The 26,874-nt window shown below is 64.1% G+C and carries 24 protein-coding genes; 13 read left to right on the top strand and 11 right to left on the bottom strand.

Annotated elements, in window-relative coordinates; all coding sequences use genetic code 11:
• Positions 1-46 precede the first annotated feature (46 nt).
• Positions 47-1,258 (top strand): DNA polymerase IV, encoded by a 1,212-nt coding sequence (gene dinB / locus H290_RS0102645; RefSeq protein ID WP_028462683.1) that lies wholly within the window; start codon positions 47-49, stop codon positions 1,256-1,258.
• A 47-nt stretch (positions 1,259-1,305) separates the two neighbouring features.
• Positions 1,306-2,784, top strand: a complete 1,479-nt coding sequence (locus tag H290_RS27630) for a DUF2079 domain-containing protein (RefSeq protein ID WP_020105207.1) — start codon at positions 1,306-1,308, stop codon at positions 2,782-2,784.
• A gap of 339 nt (positions 2,785-3,123) precedes the next feature.
• Here H290_RS27630 and H290_RS0102635 read toward each other — a convergent pair whose 3' ends face one another.
• From H290_RS0102635 to H290_RS0102620, 5 genes are read right to left on the bottom strand one after another with little or no spacing between them, the layout of a single operon-like run.
• Positions 3,124-5,163 carry a prolyl oligopeptidase family protein gene (locus tag H290_RS0102635; protein ID WP_020105206.1) on the bottom strand — a complete coding sequence of 680 codons (2,040 nt, stop codon included), beginning with the start codon at positions 5,161-5,163 and terminating at the stop codon, positions 3,124-3,126.
• Positions 5,160-6,149 (bottom strand): M28 family metallopeptidase, encoded by a 990-nt coding sequence (locus H290_RS27625; protein ID WP_196809482.1) that lies wholly within the window; start codon positions 6,147-6,149, stop codon positions 5,160-5,162. Before H290_RS27625 ends, H290_RS0102635 begins: the two co-directional genes overlap by 4 nt.
• A gap of 26 nt (positions 6,150-6,175) precedes the next feature.
• Positions 6,176-6,427, bottom strand: a complete 252-nt coding sequence (locus tag H290_RS31560) for a hypothetical protein (protein ID WP_231373487.1) — start codon at positions 6,425-6,427, stop codon at positions 6,176-6,178.
• A gap of 5 nt (positions 6,428-6,432) precedes the next feature.
• Positions 6,433-7,380 (bottom strand): M43 family zinc metalloprotease, encoded by a 948-nt coding sequence (locus H290_RS27620; RefSeq protein ID WP_020105203.1) that lies wholly within the window; start codon positions 7,378-7,380, stop codon positions 6,433-6,435.
• A 12-nt stretch (positions 7,381-7,392) separates the two neighbouring features.
• On the bottom strand, positions 7,393-9,420 hold the full coding sequence (locus H290_RS0102620; protein WP_020105202.1) for a DNA/RNA non-specific endonuclease: 2,028 nt from the start codon (positions 9,418-9,420) through the stop codon (positions 7,393-7,395).
• Between the two features lie 210 nt (positions 9,421-9,630).
• Between H290_RS0102620 and H290_RS0102615 the strand changes: the two genes are divergently transcribed.
• Both H290_RS0102615 and H290_RS0102610 read left to right on the top strand, forming a co-directional pair.
• Complete coding sequence (locus H290_RS0102615) at positions 9,631-9,999, top strand: YciI family protein (protein ID WP_020105201.1); 369 nt, start codon at positions 9,631-9,633, stop codon at positions 9,997-9,999.
• Between the two features lie 4 nt (positions 10,000-10,003).
• Complete coding sequence (locus H290_RS0102610) at positions 10,004-11,254, top strand: DUF6596 domain-containing protein (protein ID WP_020105200.1); 1,251 nt, start codon at positions 10,004-10,006, stop codon at positions 11,252-11,254.
• Here the strand turns inward: H290_RS0102610 and H290_RS0102605 are convergent.
• Entirely contained in the window at positions 11,181-12,482 is a 1,302-nt protein-coding gene (locus tag H290_RS0102605; RefSeq protein WP_020105199.1) for an NADH:flavin oxidoreductase, read from the bottom strand. The two genes, H290_RS0102610 and H290_RS0102605, sit on opposite strands and share 74 nt — an antisense overlap.
• A 128-nt stretch (positions 12,483-12,610) precedes the next feature.
• Between H290_RS0102605 and H290_RS31020 the strand changes: the two genes are divergently transcribed.
• The 3 genes from H290_RS31020 to H290_RS0102590 all read left to right on the top strand — a co-directional run bounded on the left by H290_RS31020 (position 12,611) and on the right by H290_RS0102590 (position 15,172).
• Positions 12,611-12,772 (top strand): hypothetical protein, encoded by a 162-nt coding sequence (locus H290_RS31020; protein ID WP_020105198.1) that lies wholly within the window; start codon positions 12,611-12,613, stop codon positions 12,770-12,772.
• 96 nt (positions 12,773-12,868) lie between these two features.
• Positions 12,869-14,254: a dihydrolipoyl dehydrogenase gene (gene lpdA / locus H290_RS0102595; RefSeq protein WP_028462680.1), complete on the top strand. Its 1,386-nt coding sequence runs from the start codon at positions 12,869-12,871 to the stop codon at positions 14,252-14,254.
• Between the two features lie 6 nt (positions 14,255-14,260).
• The gene (locus tag H290_RS0102590; protein WP_020105196.1) at positions 14,261-15,172 is read left to right on the top strand and encodes a DNA-3-methyladenine glycosylase; all 912 of its coding nucleotides are present in this window, start codon (positions 14,261-14,263) and stop codon (positions 15,170-15,172) included.
• Between the two features lie 177 nt (positions 15,173-15,349).
• Here the strand turns inward: H290_RS0102590 and H290_RS27615 are convergent, their stop codons facing one another.
• A complete protein-coding gene (locus H290_RS27615; RefSeq protein ID WP_020105195.1) occupies positions 15,350-16,225 on the bottom strand; it encodes a DUF559 domain-containing protein in 876 nt (291 codons plus the stop codon).
• A gap of 210 nt (positions 16,226-16,435) precedes the next feature.
• Between H290_RS27615 and H290_RS0102580 the strand changes: the two genes are divergently transcribed.
• Complete coding sequence (locus tag H290_RS0102580; protein ID WP_020105194.1) at positions 16,436-18,538, top strand: ATP-dependent DNA helicase RecQ; 2,103 nt, start codon at positions 16,436-16,438, stop codon at positions 18,536-18,538.
• Positions 18,539-18,609: 71 nt separating this feature from the next.
• On the top strand, positions 18,610-18,771 hold the full coding sequence (locus H290_RS31395) for a hypothetical protein (RefSeq protein WP_020105193.1): 162 nt from the start codon (positions 18,610-18,612) through the stop codon (positions 18,769-18,771).
• On the opposite strand, the gene H290_RS0102570 is transcribed toward H290_RS31395, so the two are convergent.
• Positions 18,753-20,174 (bottom strand): amidase, encoded by a 1,422-nt coding sequence (locus H290_RS0102570; RefSeq protein WP_020105192.1) that lies wholly within the window; start codon positions 20,172-20,174, stop codon positions 18,753-18,755. The genes H290_RS31395 and H290_RS0102570 overlap by 19 nt on opposite strands.
• Positions 20,175-20,247: 73 nt before the next feature.
• Between H290_RS0102570 and H290_RS0102565 the strand changes: the two genes are divergently transcribed.
• Complete coding sequence (locus H290_RS0102565; protein ID WP_020105191.1) at positions 20,248-20,991, top strand: FadR/GntR family transcriptional regulator; 744 nt, start codon at positions 20,248-20,250, stop codon at positions 20,989-20,991.
• Positions 20,981-21,682 carry a sterol desaturase family protein gene (locus H290_RS0102560; protein WP_020105190.1) on the top strand — a complete coding sequence of 234 codons (702 nt, stop codon included), beginning with the start codon at positions 20,981-20,983 and terminating at the stop codon, positions 21,680-21,682. Before H290_RS0102565 ends, H290_RS0102560 begins: the two co-directional genes overlap by 11 nt.
• A gap of 12 nt (positions 21,683-21,694) precedes the next feature.
• Here the strand turns inward: H290_RS0102560 and H290_RS0102555 are convergent, their stop codons facing one another.
• Complete coding sequence (locus tag H290_RS0102555; RefSeq protein WP_020105189.1) at positions 21,695-22,444, bottom strand: class I SAM-dependent methyltransferase; 750 nt, start codon at positions 22,442-22,444, stop codon at positions 21,695-21,697.
• Positions 22,441-22,971 carry a carboxymuconolactone decarboxylase family protein gene (locus H290_RS0102550; RefSeq protein ID WP_020105188.1) on the bottom strand — a complete coding sequence of 177 codons (531 nt, stop codon included), beginning with the start codon at positions 22,969-22,971 and terminating at the stop codon, positions 22,441-22,443. The genes H290_RS0102555 and H290_RS0102550 overlap by 4 nt, the downstream gene beginning before the upstream one ends.
• Before the next feature lie 155 nt (positions 22,972-23,126).
• Between H290_RS0102550 and H290_RS31965 the strand changes: the two genes are divergently transcribed.
• Positions 23,127-24,548, top strand: coding sequence for an ABC transporter permease subunit (locus H290_RS31965; RefSeq protein WP_081631476.1), 1,422 nt, complete (start codon positions 23,127-23,129; stop codon positions 24,546-24,548).
• The gene (locus H290_RS0102535; protein WP_020105186.1) at positions 24,545-25,345 is read left to right on the top strand and encodes an amino acid ABC transporter ATP-binding protein; all 801 of its coding nucleotides are present in this window, start codon (positions 24,545-24,547) and stop codon (positions 25,343-25,345) included. Before H290_RS31965 ends, H290_RS0102535 begins: the two co-directional genes overlap by 4 nt.
• A 34-nt stretch (positions 25,346-25,379) precedes the next feature.
• Here the strand turns inward: H290_RS0102535 and ramB are convergent, their stop codons facing one another.
• Positions 25,380-26,789 (bottom strand): acetate metabolism transcriptional regulator RamB, encoded by a 1,410-nt coding sequence (gene ramB / locus H290_RS0102530; RefSeq protein ID WP_020105185.1) that lies wholly within the window; start codon positions 26,787-26,789, stop codon positions 25,380-25,382.
• Positions 26,790-26,874 lie beyond the last annotated feature (85 nt).

The following is a 26,874-nucleotide window of genomic DNA, read 5'->3' as shown; positions in this document are numbered from 1 at the left end:
GGCGATGATCTTATCGGCGCCGGGTGTCGGAGGCGCATGCGAACATATGTTCGTGCCCCGGATCGAGCAGCGTGAACAAGCCAGCATTCTGCATGCTGATCTCGACTCGTTCTATGCCTCGGTAGAGCAGCGCGACCACCCGGAGTTGCGTGGTCGGCCGGTGATCGTCGGTGGCGGGGTCGTGCTCGCGGCCAGTTATGAGGCCAAGGCATTTGGTATCCGGACACCGATGAACGGCCGTGAAGCACTGGCGATGTGCCCGCGGGCAGTGGTGATGCCGGCGCGGTTCGAGGCCTACAGCGAGGCGAGCAAAGCCGTCTTCGAGATCTTTCGCGACACCACACCGATCGTCGAGGGGATCTCGATCGACGAGGCTTTTCTCGATGTCGGTGGTCTGCGACGGATCAGTGGTTCGCCGATGGAGATCGGCGCGCGACTGCGGGCCAGGGTGGCCACCGAGGTGGGCCTGCCGATCACGGTCGGGATCGCGAGCACCAAGTTCCTGGCCAAGGTGGCCAGTGCTGTGGCCAAACCCGATGGATTGCTCGAGGTCGCGGTCGGCTCCGAACTCGATTTCTTGCATCCGCTTCCGGTCGAACGGTTGTGGGGTGTGGGCGCGGTGACCGCGGCGAAACTCCACAGCGCGGGATTGCGAACCGTCGGAGACCTGGCATCGGTCGGCGAACCGTTGCTGGGTTCGGTGGTTGGTTCCGGAGCCGGCCGCCATCTGTATGCGCTGTCGATGGCCCGAGATCCGCGGCGGGTGGAGGTCGGGCGCCGCCGCCGGTCGATCGGCTCACAGCGAGCCATGGGGCGCCGTGCGAAAACGCCCGGAGAACTCGAGGCGACGCTGGTCGCGATCATCGATCGGCTCGGCAAACGGCTCCGCACTGCCGATCGGATGACCCGCACCGTGATCCTGCGCCTGCGGTTCGACGACTTCACCCGCGCCACCCGATCGCACACCCTCTACGAGTCGACCGACCGCACCGACGTCCTGATGACAGCGTCGCGGAAGATCCTTGACGCCGCAATGCCGATGATCGAGACCAAGGGCTGCACGCTGCTGGGTGTCTCGTTCACCAACCTGTCCGGTCGCGACGTCGTCCAGCTGGCGTTGCCCTTCGAAGAGCACCATCAGGAGAAGCTGGACATCACGGTCGACAGTCTGCGCGATCGGTTCGGATCGAAGGCCGTGACCAGGGCTGTTCTCCTCGGCCGCCCCGAGGGAATGCAGGTGCCGATGCTGCCCGACTGAGTTCGATGCCATCGGCGTCTCGCCCCGAGCCGCGCTACGGTGTCAAAATGGCTTCATCGACCGTCGCGGACACCAGTGACGTAACCGGAGATGGCCTCGACGAACGGCCGCACCTCCGGACAAGGCGCAAACAACTGACCGATCCCCGGCGCTGGAGCGCGCCGTGGGTGGTCTCGTTCTGCACGTTTGCCGTGCTGGCGGTCGTGTACATCGTCTATGTGGTCAGGCGCTTCGAGCGGCTCGGATTCTCCGGGTGGGACCTGGGCATATTCACGCAGGCTGTCAGGGCATACAGTCATTTCGAGGCGCCGATCGTGCCTCTCGAAGGCACCGACGTCAACCTGATGGGCGACCATTTTCAGCCGTGGATTGCGCTGATCGGGCCGATCTACCGGATCTTCCCGTCGCCGATGACACTGCTGGTGGTTCAGGCGCTGCTGTTTGCGTTGGCGGCGATACCCATCGTGCGGTTGGCGACCAAGCAATTGGGCGTCGTCGTCGGTGTATTGATCGCCGTCGCCTATGGGATGTCCTGGGGTATATCTCACGCACTGGCCTTCGACTTCCACGAAATCGCGCTGGCCGTGCCACTGCTGGCATTCAGTCTGGTCGCTCTCGTCGAGGGGCGCTGGCGCGCGGCATTGCTGTACGCGTTGCCGCTGGTCTTCTGCAAAGAAGACCTCGGTTTGACCGTCGTGGTGCTGGCAGCGGTGGTGGCGTGGCGATGCGGTAAACCGGCCTACCGCTGGGCGGCCGCTACCGCAGTGTGGGGTCTGGGCTGGACCGCTTTTGCCACGAAGGTGGTCATCCCGGCGCTCGGTAGCGGTGACTATTCGTACGGCACGAAGTTTCCGGAGTCTCCGATCGACGGCCTCAAGGACTTCATCCTCGGAGTCGCGTCGGGCGATGCCCGGGCCTCGACGGCGTTCATGCTGCTGGTGATCACGTTGTTCCTGGCGGTGCGATCACCCATCGCACTGATTGCGGTCCCGACCATCGTCTGGCGGTTCTGGAGCACCAACTACCTGTACTGGTCCGACGACTACCACTACGACGCCATCTTGATGCCGATCATGTTCGTCGCGATGATCGATGCGTTGATGTCGATGGATCGGCAGGGGCGGTCGCGGCGGGTGATCACCGGGTTCGCGGCGGGGGTGGCGATGGTCGCGCTGGTTCTGGCCGCGGGTGGACCGCTCCACCGGCTGGGCCAGCGCGACTTCTACAGCCCGGCCACCGCCGCGCAATCGGTGGACGTGCTCGTCCGTCAGATCCCGGCGGGTGATTCGGTGGCCGCGACCAACAACATAGCGCCGCAACTCGTTTCCGACTACGACGTGACACTGTTTCCGCGTCAGAGCCGCGACCGGTCGGTGCCGGAGTGGATCATCGTCGACAAGAACACCTACAACATGTTCCCGACGAGTCCGGAGGGCGTCCGAAAAGCTTTGGATGAGACCGAATCCAATGGTCAGTACCGGGAGGTCGGCAGCCACAACGGAGTGGTCCTGCTGCACCGCCGCTGATCCCACTCCGTCGAGCGTGCCCAAATCACCGTCGAGCGTGCCCAAATCACCGCCGAGCGTGCCCAAGTCGCCGTCGAGCGTGCCCAAGTCGCCGTCGAGCGTGCCCAAGTCGCCGCTGAGCGTGCCCAAATCACCGCTGAGCCTGCCCAAGTCACCGCTGAGCCTGCCCAAGTCACCGCTGAGCGTGCCCAAGTCGCCGTCGAGCGTGCCCAAATCACCGCAGAGCGTGCCAAAAACGTTAGCGCGTATGCACTTTCGGCACGGTGAACGGCGATATCGGCACGCTCGACGGTTGGATCGGCACGCTCGACGGTTGGCTCGACGGTTGGATCGGCACGGTCAGTGTGGGCCGATGCTCTCCCACAGGAATTCGTAGGCCAGCGCTGACTTGAAGGCTGCCTGCTTGTTGTCGGCGGCGCCGCCGTGGCCACCCTCGATGTTCTCGTAGTAGCTCACCGAATGACCCAGTTCTTCCATCCGGGCGACGAATTTGCGTGCGTGACCGGGATGAACGCGATCGTCGCGCGTCGATGTGGTCATCAGGAGCTTGGGATAATCGGCGTCTTTGCGGAGCAGCTGGTAGGGAGAATATTTGGAGATGAACTCCCACTGCTGCGGATCGTCGGGGTCCCCGTACTCGGCTACCCAGGAGGCTCCGGCGAGCAGCAGGTGATAGCGCTTCATGTCCAACAGCGGCACCTGGCACACCAGGGCGCCGAACAGTTCCGGGTAGCTGGTGAGCATGACGCCCATCAACAGGCCGCCGTTGGAGCCACCCTGGGCTGCCAGCTGTTCGCTGGTGGTCAGGCCGCGTGCGATCAAATCCTTTGCGACACTGGCAAAGTCCTCGTAGACGAGGTGGCGGCCGGCGAGTTGGGCCTGGGTGTGCCACGTCGGGCCGTATTCGCCGCCGCCGCGAATGTTGGCGATGACGTAGATGCCGCCGCGTTCCACCCAGCTGCGGCCGGAGACGGCGCCGTAGCTCGGTGTCATCGAGTTCTCGAATCCGCCGTAGCCGTACAACAGTGTCGGGCCCGAGTCCACGTCGTCGCGCTTGACCACAAAGTAAGGGATCTGGGTGCCGTCGTCCGAGGTCGAAAAGAACTGGGAGGCAGTCACATTGTTCGTGTCGAACAGAGCCGGCGACTGCTTGATCGGAGCGACACCACCGGTGCTCGTCCCGTGCAGCAGGCTCGGTGGGGTGGTGAAGCTGCTGGCCGACAGGAACAGCTCGTCGCTGTGGTCGGGATCGGTGTCGAGAACGGAGATGGTGGCCAGTTCCGGGAGCCCGGCCAGTTCGGAGACCGACCAATCGGACAACGACAACAGCCGTACTTCGGTCTGTACGTCACGCAAGGTCACCAGAACCAGATGATCGGAGGTGAAGGAGAAGTTCTGGAGGCTGGTGTGGTCGTCAGGCGTGAACAGGACCTCCGCATCGCGGTTCCCGGTCAGGTACGCGTCGTGGTCGAAGACCAACAGCGTTCCGGTCGGGTACGCCTGGTTCTCATTCAGTTCCCAGGGCGAGCGGGTGAACACCAGCAACCACTGACGGTGAACGCTGGTGTGCGCATCGGTGGGGACGTCGATGAGCGTCGGGGTGTCGGAGTCCCCGAGGAGGTAGAACTCCTGATTGAAGAAGTCCGTCGACCGGACGACGAAGTGCCGCTCGAAGCCGGGGGTGTCGTCGTACATCGCCTGTACCGCAACATCTTCAACAGATCCGGCGAACACGGTGACCGCGGATTCGAGCGGTGTGCCGCGGGTCCAACGTTTGACGACGCGGGGGTATCCGGAGTTGGTGAGCGCGGATTTGCCGTCGGAATGGGTGCCGAAGTCGGTGCCGACGTAGACGGTGTCCCGATCGATCCAGTCGATGTCGGACTTGTTCTCCGGCAACGCGAATCCGCTGTCGGCCGCATCGATCCACGTGCGGGAGACGAGGTCGAACTCGCGCACGATCGAGGCGTCGGCACCGCCGCGCGACAGCAGGATCAGGGCCCGATCATGCGCCGGACGCAGAACCAGCGCACTCTTCCAGACCCAGTTCTCGTCCTCGGCTGCGGCGACCGCATCCAGGTCGATCAGCACGTCCCATTCGGGGGAGTCCGTGCGGTACTGCTCCAGCGTGGTGCGTCGCCACAACCCGCGCGGATTGGTTGCATCTCGCCAGTAGTTGTAGAGGTGCTCGCCGCGCCGGCGCACGTACGCGATGCGGTCGTCGGTATCGAACACCTCGAGGGCGGCCGATTGCAGTTCCGAAAACCGGGTGCCGGTGGTCAGGCGATCAAGCGTGGGCTGGTTGTGCTCGCGTACCCAGGTCAGGGCGTCTTCGCCGGTCACGTCTTCGAGCCAGAGGTAGGGGTCGGAATCACTCACGCCGACCAGTCTGCCGCACCGACCACTTCGGTGTTCACCAGCGGTCCGTCGCGCACGACTCCGAGGTGGGTGGCGAGGACCGCGAGGTTCATCCTCAGGATCTCCATGGCCAGGGAGGGATCCACGGTGGCGAGGGTGTCGCGGTCGGTGTGCACGTCCGTGTTGGCCCGGTCATCGGCCTCGATGGTGAGGACGGCGGGCAGGCCGGCGTCGATGAACGGCACGTGGTCGCTGGCGAACGGGTTGAGCGAGGTGGTCACCGATAGCTGGGTGTAGGTGCCGGCGGCCGCGACCAGTTCATTCATCAACGGCTGCGAGTTCTGGCCTCCCTCGATCATGACGCCGGATATGGCCGTGTTCCGCCGGCCGATCATGTCCATGTTGATGACGGCCGAGATCTGGGTTCGCTGCTCGGGCGTGAGCGCCTCGACGTACTCGATGCTCCCCAGAAGTCCCTGCTCTTCGCCACCGAACAAGATGAGGACCACGTCGTTCTCCCACTTCCGCCCGGCGAGGACCGCACCGAGTTCGAGGACCCCGGCGCTGCCCGAGGCGTTGTCGTCGGCACCCGGCGCCGGAAGTGATCGTCCGGTCTCATTCACCGAATCCAGGTGCGCGGTGGCCAACACCAGATTTCTGGTATCGGTACCACGTCCAGGAAGATGCGCAATGAGGTTCGCGCTGGTCCCGGCGCCCACACTCACTGGTGTCCGGGTAACCGTGTAACCGGCATCTTCGAGTTCGGTGGTCGCGAAATCCATGATCGACCGGAACTCCGGACTCAGTGAATGCCGGGTGCGCGGGGTGGTGATGGCCGACAGGAACCGGCTGTAGCGGGTGCGCGACAGCGATGAGAGCAACGCGGCGATCTCGGCGTCCGGTGTGGACCTGACCACCGGCGGATGTTCGATCGTGGGCGCGGTCCGCAACGCCGCCGAGCGCCGGCAGGTCTGTTCGTGGTTCTCGATGAGGTCGTCGGTAGGCATTGCCGATCCTTTCGGTGTCACTGCGGTCATCGCCGTCGGACTTCGATGCGTTCGTCGCCCCGGTGGACGATCTCCAACGGCGGAGATCCTGTCGATTCGAGCAGCCGCCGTCCGGGGACGTCGTCGGCGCCGAGACCCAGTTCGACCACTGATCCGTCTGGATCGATCTCGATGCCCCGGCGGCCCCGGGCGGGCGGGAAGTCGAAACCGTCGGGCCGGTAGACGGCCACGTCGTCGTGGTCCTCTTCGAACGAATGCCACCAACGTTGGTCGGCCATGGCGGTCACGAGGTGGGCGATCCCGCGCCGACCTGGGTACTTCCGGTGGCCACCAGTGTCGCCCGCGCGGTATCGAGGCAGGCGCGCATCCGGCTCACCTGTCCGGCGGTGAACATCATCATCGAATCGTCGTCGGTGTAGTCCATGTAGTCCATGAACAGGTCGCCGTTGGGGGCGTTGTTGCAGCTGACGTGGGGAAATGTCGGTTTCCCGGTGTTTTCCGAACCCTGATTCGGGGTGTCGGAGACCTCGTCGGTGCCGCCGCAACCGCTGCCGTCGTCGCCCCAGATGTGGAACAGGTTGAGGTAGTGCCCGATCTCGTGGGTGGCGGTGCGACCGAGGTGGAAGGGCTCGTGTGCCGTGCCCGTCGTACCGAATGCGGTGTGAGTGATCACCACGCCGTCCGTCTCCGCCGGTCCACCGGGGAACTGGGCGTATCCGAGCAGGCCGCCACCGAGCAGTCCGACCCAGACGTTCAGGTACTTGTCGGCGGGCCAGGCGTCGATGCCGCCGCGCGAGGTGAACTTGATCTTGTTGTCGGAGTTGAACGACGTCCTGGTGGTCGAGGTCCGGGTGATTCCACTGGTCGGTGCACCGTCGGGGTCAACCGTCGCGAGGGAGAACTCGACCAAGGCGTCACCGATGCGGTCCTTGAAGACATCCGGCACCCGGTCGAGGTCGTCATTCGTGGCCCGGAAATCACGGTTGAGAACCTCGATCTGGCTGTGTATCTGAGCATCCGAGATGTTCTCGGCGTCGGTGCGCGCAACCACATGCACGACCACCGGGATATGGACGACCTCGGTGCTGATGGCCTCGAGGGCTTGGAGTTCGATGGTTGCGGTTTCGAGATCGGCCCGCGCCTGTCGATAGTCGGCCGACTCGGTCAGCAGGCGGCGGTGTTCGGGCATGGCCCCACAGAGGCGCTGGGTCGGGGGTTCGATGGTGGTCATGATGTTCTCCGATCAGAGGATGAGATCTTCGGTACGAATGAGTTCACGTGCGGTAGAGGAGCTTTCGATGTGTTCCAGTGGATCCGCACCGATGTAGGCGCTGAGGTCGAGGCCGGTCGCGGCGGCGATTCTGCGGACCTGAACTTGGTAGGTGCGGTATGCCCCGAAGGAAAAGGCTTCCGGGGCGGTGCTGAATTCGTCCAGCAGGGCCTGTTGGCTCAGGAGGTAGCCGGTGGCCGACAGTGTGCCGTCGACCTTGACCATTGTTGCCACTTTCCAGAACTGCTTGGGCAATTTGAACCCACGGTATGGCGGGTCGTCGTCGGCGAACACCGGTCCGGTGAGGACATTGACCTTGATCGCGTTGTTCTGGGCACTGCGCAACAGGTAGTCCTCGAGCCCCACCCACAGGGTCGCTCCGGCGTTGAAATCATGATGCTGCGGTGTGCAATTGGTGAAATGGAAGGTGTCGTCGTTGGCGGCTTTCGCTCGAGGACCCCACGCCGGATCGAGCCGGCGCACCAGATGTCCACGGTCGAGTGGGTTGTCGCGATAGAGGGCTTCGTCGGTTTGTTCGTCGGCGCCGATCCGCGGATCGCGGATCCATCGGTCGGACTCTCGGGGTGGGTCATTGGCCGCGCTGCCGTCGATGTTGACGGCGGTGAACAGAGCCATCCGGCGGGGTCGATTCATCACCACGCTGAAGTGGTGGTACCGAAGTTCTTGCGACGTCATCGGTTTGACCGCGGCGGTCGGAGTGGGAAGCGGTACCGGACGGGTGAGGAAGTTCGGGTCGTAGCCACCGCGGGTCGTGTAGTCGGGGTCGATGGAGATCGCCTCGGTACTTGCCGACCCGCTGGTGCTCGTTTCAGCCGGCATGACCTGGGCAGTGGCGGAGAGGGTGTCGGTGAGGCGCACCGTGATTTCCACCGGCACCGTCACGGTCCGGATCGTGCCGGCTGAGGTTGCCTCACTGTGGTCTGGCTGGGGTGCTACCGCCGGTGTCGTGGGTGGCGGATCGCCGAGCAAGACAGCGGCCAGCTCCAATTGATCGGCGGTCAAAGGCTGGGATCGGAGGTGGGCGAGGATGCTGCTGATCCGGATTCCCTCGTTCAGATAACCGCCGGCCTGGACGTCTTCGGCGACGGGCACGCTGGCGTGGTGCAGCGCAACAACTTCCCACTGATCGTTGAACACCGGCGACCCGGATGACCCGGGTTCGGTATCGGCCGAGTAATGGACGAAGCCCTCGGGGATGTCGATGAGTTTGTTCTCCCGCAACACGATCTGCTTCTTACGACCGCCTGGGTGCTGAACGATTGTGACGTATTCGCCGATGATCACGGTGCCCTGCGCGGCGGTGAGCCGGTTGTATCCGAACGGTGCGAGTTCGGACAGCGGAGCGTCGACGGCGACCAGGGCGAAGTCACGCTGACGGTCGGCCAGGAAGAATCGGTCGGGGGCGAAGCGGAACTTCGTGTCGGACAGTGGGGCACCGCCGGGCCCGTCCTGATAGTTGAATTCGATTTGACTTGTCCGGGCCGTCTCGGCGTCGGGCAACACGTGATGGTTGGTCAGCAGCAGCGACGGTGCGACGAGGAATCCGGTACCGAAGCCATGTGCCTGCCCGGAACTGACGTCGATGTTGACCCGGCCGATCGAACGCGATGCGCTCACACCGTCGTCGAGATACCGGACGGCGAGGAAGTCGGCGGCGTTGATGATCCGTTCGAGGTCAGCGCCTTGCACGGCGAGGGCCGTTGCCGCTCGATCGATGCCCATGGCGATGGTGGGTTCGGGCGTGGTCGCCAAGGCGGGATCGTAGTAGTGCGCGATCCGTGCCAGACGGTTCGTGATTCGTGCCGGAGAATCGACGCCTGCCAGGTCGCCTCGCGCCAGCGCGTCCTCGTTGCCGCTGCGGTTGCCGATTCGTCCGGCGAGTCTTCGAGCGGCCGCGTCGGCCTGCAATTGATGTTCGGAGTCGAATGCGTCCGGATGTGAGTGTGCGAGTCCATCGGACGGTGTTGGGATGATCGTCATCGCCGGTCCCTGTGGTCTGTGTATGGAGATCGTCATTCGAGAATCCCGCACATCGGGGCCGGGTGCACGCGTAGTCCGCTACTCGTATCCGGGACCAGGTACTACGTGGATTCCACCGGAAGACACGTCGAATTGCGGGTCAGTCGATCGTCATCACTGTGATGGTCCGGAAAATCGGCCCACAATGACTCCAGATGAGAGGAGCTGACGTTGCGATACGCACTACTTCTGAACAACACCGAGCCCGGTGAGGGTGAGATCCCTGCCGAGGTCATCGCCGAGATGCAGGAAGCGTTCGGGGTCTACGGGACGGCACTGGCTGCAGCCGGTGTCCTGGTTGCCGGGGAAATCCTGCAGCCGGTGGCGGCCACGACAACGGTGACCCGGCGCGATGGCAGCCTGCAGATCCAGGACGGACCGTTCGCCGACACGAAAGAGGCATTGGCGGGGGTCTTCGTGATCGACGTGCCCGACCTCGACGCGGCGCTTGCCTGGGCCGAGAAATGTCCGGCGACGCAGTATGGCGTGATCGAGGTGCGACCGGTCGGGATCTCGCTGGTGGACGGTCACTGGGTGTAGGCGCGTGCCCGGTCTCGAGTCCGCGTCGGAGGTGGACGCGGCGGCGGCGATGTCCGCGCGCACGTCCTACGGCCGATTGCTGGCGCTGCTGGCGGCCGCCGATGGCGATGTCCCCGCGGCCGAGGATGCGCTCGCCGACGCGTTCGAGCGGGCGCTGATGCTCTGGCCGCGCGATGGCGTGCCCGCCAACCCGGACGGCTGGATCCTGGTGGTCGCCCGCAATCGGCAACGGGACCGGTGGAAGTCGTCGGCTTTCCGCAGTTCTGTTGTGCTGGAGCCTGATCGACACTCCGGAGTACATCTCGACGTTGTCGACCCCGATGCCATCGAGGACCATCGCCTTGCGCTGATGCTGGTGTGTGCGCACCCGGCCATCAACCCCGCTGTGCACACTCCGCTGATGCTGAACACGGTGCTCGGTTTCACCGTCGAGCAGATCGGCCGGGCCCTCACGATACCCACGCCGACGCTGGCCGCGCGTCTGGTTCGCGCCAAACGTCGAATCAAGCAGGCGCGCATACCTTTCCGGATCCCGGATGCGACTGTCCTGGTCGACCGGATGCCCGCAGTCGCCGAAGCCGTCTACGGCACCTTTGCCATCGACTGGCACAGCAGTGGCACGCAGCGGCGGGACTGCCTGCAGAGCGAGGCGCTGTATCTGGCCGAGACGCTGGCCGACCTGGCCCCGGTGGGTCATCCGGAGATCGTGGCCGAGGCGCACGGATTGGCGGCGCTCATCTGCCTGTCGAATGCCCGGCGGCCGGCCCGTCACAACTCGGACGGTGGGCTCGTCCCGCTGGCCGAACAGGATGTGACCCGCTGGGATGGTGGTCTCATCGACCGTGGTCGGGAGCATCTTCGGCAAGCACACAGCTGCGGGGTGCTCGGGCGTTTCCAGCTCGAGGCCGCGATCGAGTCTGTGCACATCGCGCGCCGGGATAGCGGAACGACCGAGTGGTCGGTCCTGCGTGACCTGCACCAAACCCTGAACGCGGTGGCGCCCACACTCGGCAGCGCGGTTGCGCTCGCTGCGGTGACCGCGGAAGTCGACGGCGCCGCGGCCGGCCTGGAACTACTCGATGAGGTCGCCGACCGGACCCGTCATTTCCAGCCCGCCTGGAGCACTCGGGCGCACCTGCTCTGGCAGGCCGGGAGACCGGCCGAGGCCCGCGAGGCCCTGGTCAAGGCAATTTCGCTGACCACAGATCCCGCGCAGCGCGTCTACCTGGAACGCCGGCTCGGCGAACTCGGCTGACTGCTTCGGCTTCGCTGACCTCGCCCGTCCGGATCGGGCAGCGGGTATGTGAGTAGATGGTCGGCATGCACAGGTTGCAGTGCACGCACTTGGAGACTGTGGTCGGGTCGGCCTCGATGCGCAGGGGAAGGTCGGGTTCACGCAGCAGAGCCCGCCCCATCGCGACGAAATCGAATCCCTCGGCGAGTGCGAGATCCATCGATGCGCGATCGGTGATGCCCCCCAGCAGGATCAGCGGCATCGACACGGCTTCGCGCAACTGCCGAGACAAGGGCAGCAGGTAGGCGGGCTCGTAGTCGTACTTCTTCATGAAGACCGGTGCAATCGCTTTGATGCCCCAGCGCATCACGCCGTGGAAGGCGTTGGAGAACTCTTTGCGCGGAACGTCACCGTGGAACAGGTACATCGGGTTGAGCAGGGAACTGCCTGCGGTCGGCTCGATGGCATCGAGGTACCCGTCGGCTTCGAACATCCGGCCGACCTCGCAGGCTTCGTCGACACCGAAGGAACCCGGGAACCCGTCGTACATGCTGAGTTTGGCCCAGATCGCCACGTCGTCGCCGACCTCGTCGCGGACGGCTTCGCTGATCTCGCGGCAGAAACGGGCTCGGTTGACCAGCGATCCGCCGTATTCGTCGCGACGGCGGTTCAGTAGTGGGCTCAAGAAACAGCTGGCCAGGTAGTTGTGGCCGAAGTGGATTTCGAGTCCGTCGAAGCCGCTGTCGACCGCGAGCCGGGCCGCCCGCCGGTATTTCAACAACGTGTCGGAGATGTCGTCGGTGGTGAGCTTTTTGCACAACGCCATGCCCATGGGGGCCGGAATACGGGACGGCGCATGGGCTTTGGCCTGATTGGAGATGGAGTTCGCGACCGGTCCGGCGTGTCCGAGCTGAGCTGCGGCGAGGGCTCCCTCGGCGTGAATGGCATCGGTCAGGTCGATGAGACCGGGGACGGCTTCCGGGCGCATCCAGATCTGATGCCGGTCGGTGCGGCCTTCCGGTGAGATCGCGCAATAGGCGACGGTGTTCATCGCGACACCGCCGGCGGCGACCTCTCGATGGAACTCGATGAGTTCTGGTGTCACCAAGGCATCCGGTGTCGCTCCCTCGAACGTGGCGCACTTGATGAGTCTGTTGCGGAGTTTGAGCGGACCGAGGGACGCGGGGGCAAACGGTGTGGGCTGCACCTCGCTGAGGGTATCCGCCAATTCGGCATCAAACAAGAACATGTTCTAGTTTTGATGTCGGGGTGGTTCAATCCGCCCAGACCTGGGTAACGAATAGGGGTAGACGCTCGTCCGGGGAAGGGCGGTCGTCATTACTGAGTGCGGTCGGGGCCGAACACAGGGGATAGGACATGGAAGCCCAGGAGACAGGAATTCTTCGCGGTGACGAGCTCGGCGACGGGCTCGACGCCTTGCCGGCGGACCCGGATGCCCAGGAGTTCGCCGAGCGTGGCGGCGGTTATGCGGCTCTGATGTCGCCGCCGGACCGGTGGCTATCGATCCCGGCGGGGTGATCGCCGTACGGTCGTCTGGTGTCGTTCGTCGATGCCACGCGACGGCTAGGGGGTATCCGTCAGCGTGTCGAAGTGCGGAGACGTAGGGTGGAGCGCGTGGCTGAACACTTTGACACAGTTGTCCTTGGCGGAGGTCCGGGAGGTTACGTCGCCGCGATCCGGTCGGCGCAACTCGGAGCTAAAACCGCAGTAATCGAAGAGAAGTACTGGGGCGGTGTCTGCCTGAACGTGGGCTGCATCCCGTCCAAGGCGTTGCTGCGCAACGCTGAGCTGGCGCACATCTTCAACCATCAGGCCAAGACCTTCGGCATCTCCGGGGACGTGAGCTTCGACTTCGGCGCCGCGTTCGACCGCAGCCGCAAGGTGTCGGACCAGATCGTCAAGGGTGTGCACTTCCTGATGCGCAAGAACAAGATCACCGAGATCGACGGGTATGGCGTCTTCAAGGACGCCAAGACCATCACCGTCGGCGACCGGGAGATCACGTTCGACAACGTCATCATCGACACCGGCTCCACGGTGAAGTCGCTCCCCGGCGTCGAGTTGTCGGAGAACGTCGTCGACTACGAGACCCAGATCATGACCCGCGACCTCCCCGGCTCGATTGTCATCGTTGGCGCGGGCGCGATCGGCATGGAGTTCGGGTACGTGCTCGCGAACTACGGCGTCGACGTCACGATCGTCGAGTTCCTCGATCGTGTCCTGCCCAATGAGGACAAAGACTCGTCGAAGGAGCTGGCCAAGCAATACAAGAAGCTGGGCATCAAACTCCTTACCTCCACCAAGGTGCAGTCGGTCGACGACCAGGGCTCGAAGGTCGTCGTCAAGTACAAGGACGCGAAGGACCAGGACGGCGAACTCACCGTCGACAAGGTGCTGATGTCGGTCGGATTCGCTCCCCGCGTCGACGGCTTCGGTCTGGATAAGACCGGCGTCGAACTCACCGACCGCGGCGCCATCGCGATCGACGACTACATGCGCACCAACGTCGAGGGCATCTACGCCATCGGTGACGTCACCATGAAACTGCAGCTCGCCCACGTGGCCGAGGCGCAGGGTGTGGTGGCCGCGGAGACCATCGCCGGAGTCGAGACGATGCCGCTCGGTGACTACCGGATGATGCCGCGGGCGACGTTCTGCCAGCCGCAGGTCGCGTCCTTCGGACTCACCGAAGACCAGGCCAAGGATGAGGGCTACGACGTGAAGGTCACCACCTTCCCGTTCACCGCCAACGGTAAGGCCCAGGGGCTCGGCGAGCCTGCCGGTTTCGTCAAGCTCATCACCGACAAGAAGCACGATGAACTGATCGGTGGACACTTGGTGGGCGACAACGTTTCCGAGATGTTGCCTGAGCTCACCCTCGCTCAGAAGTGGGACCTGACAGCCAACGAACTGGCCCGTAACGTCCATACCCATCCGACCTTGTCCGAGGCGATGCAGGAGACCTTCCATGGCGCCATCGGTCACATGATCAACCTCTAGGTTTCGATGACTGATGAAGGGCCCGGCGACAATTCGCCGGGCCCTTCATTCATTTCCCGGCTCTGGACACCGCCGGGTCCGCTGGATGTCCGGGCAACGCTGAGCCTGCATCGTCGCGGCAGCGGTGATCCGGCCACCAGATTTGCGCCGAACGGGTCCATCTGGCGAGCCGTGTACACCCCGGATGGTCCTGGGACGCTTGCTGTTTCGCGGCCAGACGGTAAGGACGTTCTGGGGCGGGCGTGGGGTCCGGGTGGGCCGTGGTTGCTCGAACAGATGCCGAAAATGCTCGGTAGTGACGACAATCCGGACGAGTTCGTGGCCCATCACGACGTCATCGCCAAACTTGCCAGGCAGGGTCGTGGACTTCGTATCGGTCGCACAGATCGGGTCTGGGAGGCACTGGCGGCCGCCGTACTCGAGCAGAAGGTCACCGGTGCCGAGGCCTGGCGGTCCTGGCGGTACCTCGTGACCAAATACGGCGAGCCGGCACCGGGTGCACCGAGTATGAGAGTCCCTCCACCGCAACAGGTATGGCGTGAGATCCCGCAATGGGAGTGGCATGCCTCCGGTGCCGAACCCGCGCGACGGCGGACGATCGTCTCCGCGGCCGGCTACGACGTGGAACGCAAGGCCGATCGGCTGCACCTGCTACGCGGTATCGGTCCGTGGACGGCGGCCGAGGTTCGGGCACGTGCAGTGGGAGATGCCGATGCCGTTCCGGTGGGGGACTACCACATTCCCTCGATGGTGGGCGGCACCCTCATCGGTGAACGGGTCGACGATGAGGGAATGCTGGAACTGCTGAAACCCTATGCCGGACACCGCTATCGGGTGATCAGACTGATCGAACTGTACATGCCGATGCCCGCCCGCCGCGCACCCCGAATGCCGACCCGCGACTACCGCAACCTCTGACCGACCACCGCCCACCGCCCCCCGCCCCCGCCGTCGAGCGTGCCGAACGAACCGTCGACCGTGCCTTACCGTCCGTCGACCGTGCCGAACGGGCCGTTGACCGTGCCTTACCGTCCGTCGACCGTGCCCTACCGACCGTCGACCGTGCCCTACCGACCATCGACCGTGCCGAAGTTGTCATCGGTATGCGCCGCGATCGCGTAGGTGGCGGTCGATTTCGCTCAGGAGTTCTTCGGGTTCATCCTTCATTCGTTCGCCGGTGACACGCACCATGATCCAGCCCAATCGATTCAACTTTGCATCTCTGGCCGCGTCGTGTGCCTTCTGTTCTGCCGAACCATGGGAATCGGCGCCGTCGAACTCGATCCCGATCTTGAAGCGGCGATAGCCGAGGTCAATCCTGGCGAACTCGTAGCCGCTCTCGTCCATCACCCAGATCTGAGAGTCCGGCCGGGGAAGTTCGGCATCGATGATGAGAAGCCGAAGCCAGCTTTCGGGTGGAGATTCGGATGTGGGATCGATGTGGGGCACCAACTCGCGGATCTGCCGGATGCCGCGCATATCGGGGTGATCGACGATGTAGCGCCACAACACCCGCAGATCGAGAGCGGTGGCGTTGATGAGGTCGTCGAGATGACCCAGCGCGCGCCATCGGGGAGGTCGACGGCCGAGGTCGTAGGCCGTACGGACTGCCGTCGTCACGCGGCGACCGTCGATGATCGTGACGTCGTCGGGTGCCAAGTCCGCTCGCACCACGCGAATTCCGCCGCGGCACCGACCCTGTCCGGTTGGATGTCGACTGATTTCGATCGGGGAATCATCGTCGTACCAGGACAATCCGTGGAGGAATGCCGCCGACAACCCCGACAGCGCTGCACTGGGTCCCGCTCGCAGCAAGGCGGCGTCGATCAAATCGAGTGGGCCCAGCGTTTTGGTCGAGCTGACCAGGACTCCCCGATGCATCCGGCGGAAGTTCCTTTCCATCATCCGGCGGGTGATGCCCTCGGGGCGTGGGGCATCAGGGCCCCAGAACGGTTTGTCGCCAAGTGTCATACCAAGGTGGACGTTGGTGAGCGAAGTGCGGTTCCGGCCGGGTCCGTGCCTGTGGATAAGTCGCCCAGACGAGAGTCTGGCCTGTGGATAACGGCCCGCTCGGCGCGAGTTTCGGCACGGTCGGCGGTTCGTTCGGCACGCTCGACGGTGGGGTGCTGCTGGTCAGGCGCCACTGCGCGGGATGTCGGGGTGACAGGGCACGATGGGCACATGACCACTGGAACCACCGCCACCCGCGAGCAGGCTCAAACCATCCTCGAGCAACTGGCCGGCCCCGGCGCCACACTGCGCGACGACCAGTGGACGGCCATCGAGGCGCTGGTCGTCCAGCGCCGTCGTGCGCTGGTGGTACAACGGACCGGTTGGGGCAAGTCAGCGGTGTATTTCATCGCGGCCAAGCTCCTTCGCGCCGAGGGACGCGGTGCCACCGTCATCGTGTCGCCCTTGCTCGCGCTGATGCGAAACCAGGTTGCCTCCGCCGAGCGTGCCGGGGTCAAGGCCGCCACGATCAACTCCGGCAACGTCACCGAGTGGGATGACATCCATCAGAGGGTGGCCGACGGCGATCTCGATGTCTTGCTGGTCAGTCCGGAGCGGCTCAACAATCCGGACTTTCGAGACAACGTCCTGCCGGCCCTGGCCGCCGACGCCGGACTGGTGGTGGTCGATGAGGCGCACTGTGTGTCGGATTGGGGCCATGATTTCCGCCCCGACTACCGCCGAATCCGGACGCTGGTCGCCGAACTCGGAACGGACGTCCCGGTGCTCGCCACCACTGCGACCGCCAACGATCGTGTCGTCGATGACGTCGCGGCGCAACTCGGAGTCGGCGGTGGCGACACGCTGGTGCTGCGTGGTGGTCTCGACCGGGAATCGTTGCACCTGTCTGTCGTCAAGGTTCCCACGTCTGCCGAACGAGTCGCATGGCTTGCGGCCCACATCGATTCGATCGAGGGTTCGGGCATCATCTACACCCTCACCGTGTCGGCTGCTCGAGATATCGCGACCCTCCTCACCGACCTCGGTCACAAGGTTGCGGCATACACGGGTTCCACCGATTCAGGCGAGCGGGAGCAACTCGAAGCCGACCTGCTGGCCAACCGGGTCAAGGCGTTGGTCGCCACCTCCGCGCTCGGCATGGGTTTCGACAAACCCGACCTCGGCTTTGTCATCCACCTCGGTGCTCCGTCGTCGCCGATCGCCTACTACCAGCAGGTCGGACGTGCGGGCCGTTCGACGGCCAGCGCCGAAGTGATCTTGCTGCCGGGAAGCGAGGACCAGGAGATCTGGCGTTATTTCGCATCGGTGGCTTTTCCGTCGGAAACGTTGGTACGCAGGGTGATCGAGGTGCTCGATGCCGATCGGGCGCAATCCACTCAGGCGCTCGAGCCGCTCGTCGACCTCGGTCGGTCCCGGCTGGAGATGGTTCTCAAAGTTCTGGACGTCGACGGCGCGGTCAAGCGGGTGAAAGGTGGCTGGATCGGCACGGGTCAGCCCTGGGAATACGACGAGGCTCGCTATGAGAAGCTGGAGTTGGCCAGAAAGCGCGAACAGCAGGCGATGCTCGACTATCAGAGCACTCCGAATTGCCGGATGGTGTTCTTGCGTTCCCAGTTGGACGACCCGGATCTGGTGCCCGACAGCAAGTGTGGCCGATGCGACAACTGTGCAGGCCAACGCTATTCGGCAACGGTCGACGGCAAATCACTGGATGCGGCGCGAGAACAGTTGCAGCGTCCGGGTGTTGAACTGGCACCCCGCAAGCAGTGGCCGACCGGCATGAAGAAGTTGGGCGTCGAACTGTCGGGCAAGATCGCGGACGGACCCACGATGGGCCGCGTGATCGGTCGACTCAGTGATCTCGGATGGGGTACCCGACTGCGCCGGTTGCTCGATGAACCGGACGCCCCGGCTCCCGACGAGGTTGTGCGCGCCGCGGTTGCCGTTCTCGCGGCCTGGCCGTGGCAGACCCGGCCGACCGCGATCATCGGCCTCGATTCGGATACACATCCGATCCTGATCGGGTCGGTGGTTGATCGGCTGTCAGAGTTGGGACGTCTCACCAACCTCGGGACCCTGCGATACTCACCGGAACATCGACCGGTGACGGCCGCGAACTCGGCGTATCGGGTTGCAGCCCTGGTCAATTCATGGATCGACCCGGACCCTGCCACCATTGCGGACCTGACCGGGCCGGTCCTGCTGGTCGACGATCTCGCCGACACCGGGTGGACCCTGACGATCGCAGCGCGCCAACTTCGTCGCGCGGGTGTTGTCGAGGTGCTGCCTTTTGCCTTGGCGAGCGTCAGCTAGGCCGCATTTACAGCACGGTCGACGGTAACGAGGGCCCGCTCGACGGTAATGAGGGCCCGCTCGGCGGTTCGATGGGCCCGCTCGGCGGTTCGATGGGCCCGCTCGACGGTAATGAGGGCACGCTCGGCGGTTCGATGGGCCCGCTCGGCGGTTCGATGGGCCCGCTCGGCGGTAACGTGGGCCCGCTCGGCGGCTGGTTCGGCACGGTGGACGGTCAGGTGGGCTGGTCCTGAATCCGGGCAAAGGGGTGAGCAGCCTCGAGTTCGAAGGCCAATTCGAGCAGGGTGCGTTCGTCGCCATGGTCGGCGGAGAAGTGGATGCCGATGGGCAGTCCTGATGCGGTGCGGCCCAGCGGGAGTGACATCGCCGGTCCGCCGGCGGCATTGTTCAGGGGTGTGAAGCTGACGTAGTTGACCAACCTTGGGAACATCACTTCGAAACCGGCCGCGGGGGAGAGATAGCCGAGTTCGGGTGTGGTGTGGCCCAGCACGGGAGAGAGCACCACATCGACGTCGGTGAACGTTGCTCGGTATTTCTTCTCGCTGCGCTTCAGGCCGAGAATCGATACCGGTGTCAGCCATGGCTTTCGGAGGAAGTCGCGGGCCAATCCCGCGGTGAGTGCATCGACCTGGGTCTTGTCGAACTTGTCGCCGGTGACGTGCTTGCCAAAGTACTTGGTGGAGAACGCCATCAGCGTCCAGTAATGCTCAAAGTCGCGGACAAACGTGAGGTCGGTGGGGACGGTGAGTTCTGAGACGTCGTGACCGAGTGACGTCAACAGGTCTGCGGTCTGGACAACGGCGTCTTTGGTTTCGGCATCGGTCGGATCGCCGACGATGGAATTGGTGACCAGTCCGATCCGCAACCGTCGGTCCGACGGCCCATCAACCTTTCCTATCGGCGCCAATTTCTTTGCGGGCCGGTACTTCTCGATCGCCGCCGCAAACGCGGCGGTGTCCCGCACGGTCCGGGTGAGCGCTCCGTTCGACACGATGTCGACGGGCATCTGATGACCTTGCAGGGACTGGACTTCGCGCCCGCGTGTCATTTTCAGGCCGACGAGGCCACAGGCCGCGGCGGGGATCCGGATCGACCCGCCGCCGTCGTTGGCATGCGCGATCGGAACAACACCGGCTGCCACCATCGCCGCCGAACCGCCCGACGAAGCTCCGGACGAGTAGCCGGTGTTCCAGGGGTTTCGGGTGGGTGGCAACGACTCGAACTCGGTGGAGGCGCTGAAGCCGAACTCCGGCAGGGTGGTCTTGCCGAGCACTGTCATGCCCGTCGACAGGTACTGGTCGGTGAAGGGTTCGTTGGCCGGCCGCGGTGTCGGATGGACCGCGCGCGAACCGTATGCGGTCGGCAACCCGGCGACGTGGGTGTTGTCCTTGATGAAGGTGGGAACCCCGGCGAATGCGCCGGCGGCCGGGGAACTCGACACCGCGAGCGCCCGGTCGTAATCGCGGATGACCAGAGCATTGAGGTCGGGGTTCACCTTCTCGGCCCGGGCGATGGCGGCCTCCGCGGCCTCGCGGGCACTGATCTCACCGGCCGCGATGGCGGCCGCGAGTGACACTGCGTCGTGCTCGCCCAGCGCGTCGTCGGTAAACGCGTGGACGTGGGTGCGGTCAGTCATGCCAACAAGGTACTGGGAGATAAATTGGTAAGACCACTTGACCTCTTACCGCCGGTGGTCCTACCGTCGAAGCATGCCGTTCCAGCCCATCGAACACCGCAGCGTCCCCGAAGACGTTTTCGAGCAGATCATCGAAGGTGTCCTCAGCGGTGATCTCGCAGCCGGACAATCGTTGCCCAGTGAGCGTGAACTCGCCCGAGTGCTCGGGGTGTCGAGGCCCGCGGTGCGGGAGGCGCTCAAGCGGGTCGCTGCCGCCGGACTTGTCACCATCCGGCAGGGAGACGGCACCACCGTTCGCGATGTACGGAAGTTCGGTGGCCTCGACCTGTTGCCCCGACTACTCATCCGGCAGGGCGAGCTCGACGTCTCCGTGGCCCGTTCGGTCATCGAGGCCAGGGCGCATATCGGACCGAAGGTGGCCGAACTCGCGGCACTGCGCGCCTCCGACGACCAGATCGCCGCGGTGAGGGATGCGGCGACCAAGCTTGCCGACCTGACCGATCCCATCGCGCAACAGGTTGTCGCCCTGGACTTCTGGGATGCGCTGGTCGACGGTGCGGATTCAATTGCGTTTCGGTTGATGTACAACACGATGCGAGTGGCGTACGAGCCCGCGCTTCCGGCGCTGGCCGGCGCGTTGTCGGCGGAGGTCGGGAATGCCGATGGCTACCGCGCGATCGTCGATGCCGTCGAAAAACGTGATCCGAACGGGGCAGCCCGGGCCGCGACGGTGCTGCTCGAACCTGCCACGACAGCCCTGATGTCGGCGTTCACCGAGATGGAGGCAATTCTGAAGGAGGGTCCGGATGACGACTGAACGCGCCGCGCGCGCAGAGGTCGATGGTGACGAGCGCAAGCTTGCGCAATCACGCCGAAAGCTGACTTTGGACAAAGCCTTTCGCGAGTTCGCCAAGCATCCGACACCGTGGATGATCGCTCCGCTGTTTCTCGGATCGGTAGTCGCGAGGATCGTCGTCGGCGACTTCGCCTGGACCGACGGGCTCGTCCCGGCCGTGATGATCGTGTCATTCCCCTTGGCAGAGTGGATGATTCACGTGTTCATCCTGCATTGGCGACCACGATCATTGGGCCGATTGAGGATCGATACCCTGCTATCGCGCAAACATCGCGAGCACCACAACAATCCGCGGGACATCCCGCTGGTCTTCATCCCGTGGCAGGTGCTCTGCGGCGTGATTCCAGGCGCGGTGCTACTCGGTGTCTTCGCTTTCGGCCGAGTCGGATTGGGTCTCACGTTCCTCGCGACCCTGGGACTGCTCGGCCTCGCTTACGAGTGGACGCACTACCTCATCCACACCGACTACAAACCCAAGAGCCGGCTCTATCGCGCGACATGGCGAAATCACCGGTTCCACCACTACAAGAACGAGCACTACTGGTTCACGGTCACCACGGCGGGGACCGCGGACCGGATTCTCGGGACGTATCCCGATCCGGACTCCGTGGCGAAATCGCCGACCGCGAGGAACCTGCACGCGATGGGTTGACCGCGTGGTGGTTCAGTCGGACTTGCGGGCAGTCACGTATTGAGCCAGACCGGTGATCGTCTGTTCGACGTCCACCAATCCGGCGTTCCGTAGTCGGTCGGTCACCTCGTTGCGGCCGAAAACGTGGTAGCCACCGACATTCGCGATCTTGGTGACCACCCGCGACCTGGTGAGCGGCGTGTGTACCGAGGTGAAGATCGCAACTTCACCCCCGGGAGCCACCACGCGGGCAAGTTCGTCGATGACCTCGTGGGGCTCGGGAATGAGGTACAGCGCGGCCAGGCAACACACGGTGTCGATCGAGTTGTCGTCGAACGGCAGTCGACGTGCGTCACCGCGGATGTAGGCAACCCGTTCACCGCTGTTGTCGGCCACGGCCCGGGTCAGCATCGGGATCGAGAAGTCGAGGCCGATGCACAGACCTTCACCGGTCAAACGTTCTGACAGCCGACGTGTGTAATTGCCTGGCCCACAGGCGACATCGAGGACCGTTCGTTCGCCAGCGCGACCCAGATGGGCGACCAGCCGGGTATCGAACTTCTTCGTCGACGTGCCACCGAGACTGAAAAGCCGCGTGAACACCGGACGCCACGCGCGCTCGTAAACCAGTGCAAACACCGGGTTCTGCATGAACCACAGGGTGCTGCTGGCCGCGGTCTCCGGTGGTCCGAGAAGATCGAGATAACCACGGCTGTCGTCGATGCCATCCGGTAGCCGCGACGGATCGAGGAGTTGCCGGGCACGTGCGAGCGCGGTACTCAAAAGTCCCGCTGGATCCGCAGGGTGCCGATGGTGGTGGCCAGCGAATCATATTGTCCGACCAGGAGAACGAACTCGATCAGCTCGCGTTCGTCGAAATGGGAGGACAACTCTTTCCACGTGACATCACTGAGATCCTTGGTTTCGACCAACTCGTCGACACCGCGGAGCAACGCCGCCTCGAGGTCGGCCCAGTCGGCATCGGGACCGGCAAGTATGCGTTCGAACTCGGCGTCATCGATACCGGCTCGCCGGCCGAGACGCCTGTGGTGGTCCAATTCGTACTGGCAACCTCGCACGTGAGCAGTCCGGATGATCACCATCTCGCTGTGATGCCGGGGGAGACGGCCGAACGGCATCATCCGGCTCGAGAAGTACAGCCATCCGCGGAACAGGCCCTTGGCTCGTCCGAGTGTCGAAAAGATATGTGCGTCCGGTACCCCGATGACGCGCGCAGCACCCTTGCTGAACACCCAGTTGAAGGGCCCGAGCTGGCGGAAGTTGCCGGGGTCGATGCGTGGTGTGGTCACGTCTGCCAACCTAGCGGAAGGGCAGTGGAGGATGTCTGATCGCAAACGTTTCATCGCTTGCGAGTCGGTGTTAGTCTTCCCCGACCTGCTCGTTCAAGGACGGGAGTCCTATCGTGCGTCGGATCTTGATCGTGATCGCGGCCGGCGTTCTGGCGATGGTGATGCTGGCGAGTTGTGGCGGGGACGACGGCGCAACAGGATTCGACAAAGTCGAGAAATCCGGCGTGCTGCGTGTTGGCACCGAAGGCACCTACCCGCCCTTCAGCTACCACGACTCGTCCTCCGGCGAGTTGGTCGGTTACGACGTCGACGTTGCCCGCGAGGTCGCGGACAAGCTCGGCGTGGATGTCGAATTCGTCGAGACACCATGGGATTCCATCTTTGCGGCCCTCGAATCAGGGCGATTCGATGTTGTCGCCAATCAGGTCACGATCACCGATGAGCGCAAGGCCAAATATGACCTCTCCGACCCCTACGCCATCGGTGAGGGTGTGATCGTCACCCTCGCCGACGACAACTCGATCACCTCGCTCGAAGATCTCGAGGGCAAGACGACCGCGCAATCGATCACCAGCAACTGGGCGCAGGTGGCGAAGGACGCCGGCGCGCAGGTGGAGGCTGTCGAAGGGTTCACCCAGGCCATCACACTGTTGCATCAGGGGCGGGTGCAGGCCACCGTCAACGACAGCCTTTCGGTGCTCGCCTACCAGGCGACCACCGGTGACAAGAGCATCAAGATCGCCGCCAATATAGGTGAGCGCAGCGAGCAGGCCTTTGCCGCCGTCAAAGACAGCGGAATGCTCGACCCGGTGAACGGTGCCCTCGCCGAACTGAAAGAGGACGGGACGCTGGAGGCGATCTCGCAGGAGTACCTCAACGCCAACGCGGCCGGGACTTCGGAGGACAAGACCGCGCCCAGTACGTGGAAACTCATCGCCGACAATCTGTGGCCGATGGCGAAAGCCACCATCACTGTGACGATCCCGTTGACCGCGATCAGCTTCTTCTTCGGCCTGATCATCGCGCTCGGGATAGCGATGGCGCGCATGTCCAAGAATCGGGCGTGGTCGTCTTTCGCGCGGGTCTACATTTCGTTGATCCGCGGAACGCCTCTGCTGGTACAGCTTTTCATCATCTTCTATGCACTCCCCGAGCTGAACATCCTGATCGATCCGTTTCCGGCCGCCGCGATCGCCTTCAGTCTCAACGTCGGTGGCTATGCGGCCGAGATCATCCGGTCTGCCATCGGCAGCGTCCCGAAGGGGCAATGGGAGGCCGCCGAGACGATCGGCATGAATTATCGGACCGCGTTGCGGCGCATCATCCTCCCGCAGGCGTTGCGCACGGCCGTTCCGCCGCTGTCGAATACGTTGATCTCTCTGGTCAAGGACACGTCGCTGGCCTCGACGATCCTGGTGACCGAACTACTGCGCACCGCACAGATCGCGGCCGCGCCGACCTTTGAGTTCTTTGCCCTCTACGGCACCGCCGCATTGTATTACTGGGTGGTGTGCCTGGTCCTGTCGTCCGTTCAGGGCCGCATCGAGATCCGACTGGATAGGTACGTGGCAATATGACCGATACTCCGGTGCCCCAGAACAAGTCCGAATCCTCCGGCGAGCCGGACAACGTCGTGACCGTGACCGGCTTACAGAAATCCTATGGAGACAATCACGTTCTCCGGGGTATCGATTTCACGGTCGCGGCCGGATCGGTGACCACCATCATCGGCCCGTCCGGATCGGGTAAGACCACGATCCTGCGGTCGCTCAATGCGCTCGACGTCCCGGATGGTGGCCAGATCACCATCGGTGATGTCACCGTCGACTTCGGCAAGACGGTCCCGAAATCTCAACTCGTCAAATACCGGGCGCAGTCAGGCATGGTCTTCCAGGGACACAATCTGTTTCCGCACAAGTCGGTGCTCGAGAACATCATCGAGGGTCCGGTGATCGTGCAGAAGCGAAAGCGCGACGAGGCGGTGGCCGACGCCGAGGCATTGCTCATCCAAGTCGGACTCTCGGACAAACGTGACCAGTACCCGCACCAACTCTCCGGTGGGCAACAGCAGCGAGTGGGGATCGCTCGGGCGCTGGCGCTCAAACCCAGGCTGATGCTGTTCGACGAACCCACCTCAGCGCTCGATCCCGAGCTGGTCGGTGAGGTTCTCGGCGTCATGAAAGACCTTGCCACACAGGGCTGGACGATGATCGTCGTCACCCACGAAATCCATTTCGCCCAGAAAGTCGCAGACCAGGTTCTCTTTGCCGACGGGGGTATCGTGCTCGAGCAGGGGCCTCCCGCCGAGGTCCTCTCGAAGCCGAAACATCAACGGACGAAACAATTTCTACGCCGCATACTGGATCCGGTGTAGCGCGAACTCGCCTGCAACGGGTGGATAGTGGACGTCAGCGCACCAGGTACGGCGACACGGTGCTGCGATGCGCATCGATGTCGAGTTTGGCTCCGAGTGCGGGGAATGCACGTTGCGGGCAGTTGAGCCGTTCGCAGACCCGGCAACCTGCGCCGATGAGAGTCACGTTGGCCTGTGGACCGATCTCGAGCCCGTCCGAATAGACCAAACGCGCGGCATGGCGCTGCTCGCAACCGAGTCCGATGGCAAAGGTCTTGCCGGGCTGGCCGTAGCGGGCCGCGCGACGTTCCACCGTCCGTGCGACCCAGAGGTAGTTGCGGCCGTCGGGCATCTGCGCGATCTGGGTCTGGATCTTGCCGGGCGAGGCAAAGGTCTCGTACACATTCCACAGCGGACAGGTGCCACCGCTGGTGGAGAAGTGGAAACCGGTGGCCGACTGCCTCTTTGACATGTTTCCGGCGCGATCGACCCGGACGAAGGTGAACGGGACGCCCCGGAGGTTCGGACGCTGCAGCGTGGAGAGTCGATGGCAGATCGTCTCGTACGAGACCGCGTAGAAGGCAGAGAGCCGTTCGATGTCATAGCGGTAATCCTCGGCAGCGCCGTGGAACTGGGCGTAGGGCAGGACTGCCGCGGCGGCGTAGTAATTGGCCATGCCGAGCAGTGCCAGCGCACGGGCTTCATCGGAGGTGAAGTTGCCGTCGTCGACCATCTGCTTCATGAGGTCACCGCATTCGAGATGACCCAACTCGGCCGCCAGTTTGAACACCCGCTGGCCCTGGGACAGGTGGCCGGAGATCTCCAGACGACGCGATTCGGGATCGAAGTGGTGCAGCACCGTGTCACCGAGGTCGACGCGGCGCACGATCTGGACACCGTGGACGGTTTGCAGCCGGTTGGTGATCTCGCTGCGGACATCCCCGGAGTGCATCCGCATCCGGGTGGTGAGCTCCTCGGCGGCGACATCGAGTTCGTGGAGGTAGTTCCGGCGCTGATAGAAGTACTCGCGGACCTCTTCGTGGGGCGCGCTGATGGAACCGCGCATGCTGCCGTCGCCGCGTTCATCGGTGGCGGCGGCCAGCTGTTCGGTGGCGATCCGCAGGCGGCGATGCAGATTGACCATGGCCTTGGCCATGTCGGGATGGCTGGTCACCAAGTCGGAGATCTCCTGCGCGTCGGCGCTGGAATCGAGGTCCTCGTCCATCATCACTTCGCGCATCTCGGCGATGAGCCGGGCGTTGTCCTGAGAATTGAAGAAGCCGGTGTCGACACCGAAGACCTCGCTGATCTTGAGCAGTACCGGCACCGTCAGCGGACGGGCATCGTGCTCGATCTGATTGAGGTAGGACGGCGAGATCTCGAGTGACTGCGCCAGCGAAACCTGCGACATCCCGCGCTCGGAGCGCAGTTGTCGCAGACGTGCACCGACGTAGGTCTTGGACATACTTCTAGGGTATGCGGCCCGGTCTTCCAGGGTGTGCGGCCGAGTCGCGCAGCAGCGCATGTCGGCAACCGAGCCCGGGCTGGGC

The organism is Nocardia sp. 348MFTsu5.1 (genome assembly GCF_000383535.1).
GTDB lineage: Bacteria > Actinomycetota > Actinomycetes > Mycobacteriales > Mycobacteriaceae > Williamsia > Williamsia faeni.
Note: the sequence above shows the minus strand (reverse complement) of the source record. Positions and strands in the feature narration are given on the sequence as shown.

What these genes read in the sequence shown, in the direction of transcription:
- H290_RS27630 (WP_020105207.1), top strand. Translation starts at nt 1,306, where the DNA reads ATGGCTTCATCGACCGTCGCGGACACCAGTGACGTAACCGGAGATGGC.
- H290_RS27615 (WP_020105195.1), bottom strand. Translation starts at nt 16,225, where the DNA reads ATGACACTTGGCGACAAACCGTTCTGGGGCCCTGATGCCCCACGCCCC.
- H290_RS27620 (WP_020105203.1), bottom strand. Translation starts at nt 7,380, where the DNA reads ATGACCACCATCGAACCCCCGACCCAGCGCCTCTGTGGGGCCATGCCC.
- ramB (WP_020105185.1), bottom strand. Translation starts at nt 26,789, where the DNA reads ATGTCCAAGACCTACGTCGGTGCACGTCTGCGACAACTGCGCTCCGAG.
- H290_RS31965 (WP_081631476.1), top strand. Translation starts at nt 23,127, where the DNA reads ATGGTGATGCTGGCGAGTTGTGGCGGGGACGACGGCGCAACAGGATTC.
- H290_RS31560 (WP_231373487.1), bottom strand. Translation starts at nt 6,427, where the DNA reads ATGGCCGACCAACGTTGGTGGCATTCGTTCGAAGAGGACCACGACGAC.
- H290_RS27625 (WP_196809482.1), bottom strand. Translation starts at nt 6,149, where the DNA reads ATGCCTACCGACGACCTCATCGAGAACCACGAACAGACCTGCCGGCGC.
- H290_RS31020 (WP_020105198.1), top strand. Translation starts at nt 12,611, where the DNA reads ATGGAAGCCCAGGAGACAGGAATTCTTCGCGGTGACGAGCTCGGCGAC.
- H290_RS31395 (WP_020105193.1), top strand. Translation starts at nt 18,610, where the DNA reads ATGGGCCCGCTCGGCGGTTCGATGGGCCCGCTCGACGGTAATGAGGGC.
- H290_RS0102560 (WP_020105190.1), top strand. Translation starts at nt 20,981, where the DNA reads ATGACGACTGAACGCGCCGCGCGCGCAGAGGTCGATGGTGACGAGCGC.
- H290_RS0102535 (WP_020105186.1), top strand. Translation starts at nt 24,545, where the DNA reads ATGACCGATACTCCGGTGCCCCAGAACAAGTCCGAATCCTCCGGCGAG.
- H290_RS0102565 (WP_020105191.1), top strand. Translation starts at nt 20,248, where the DNA reads ATGCCGTTCCAGCCCATCGAACACCGCAGCGTCCCCGAAGACGTTTTC.
- dinB (WP_028462683.1), top strand. Translation starts at nt 47, where the DNA reads ATGTTCGTGCCCCGGATCGAGCAGCGTGAACAAGCCAGCATTCTGCAT.
- H290_RS0102570 (WP_020105192.1), bottom strand. Translation starts at nt 20,174, where the DNA reads ATGACTGACCGCACCCACGTCCACGCGTTTACCGACGACGCGCTGGGC.
- H290_RS0102580 (WP_020105194.1), top strand. Translation starts at nt 16,436, where the DNA reads ATGACCACTGGAACCACCGCCACCCGCGAGCAGGCTCAAACCATCCTC.
- H290_RS0102620 (WP_020105202.1), bottom strand. Translation starts at nt 9,420, where the DNA reads ATGACGATCATCCCAACACCGTCCGATGGACTCGCACACTCACATCCG.
- H290_RS0102590 (WP_020105196.1), top strand. Translation starts at nt 14,261, where the DNA reads ATGACTGATGAAGGGCCCGGCGACAATTCGCCGGGCCCTTCATTCATT.
- H290_RS0102605 (WP_020105199.1), bottom strand. Translation starts at nt 12,482, where the DNA reads ATGTTCTTGTTTGATGCCGAATTGGCGGATACCCTCAGCGAGGTGCAG.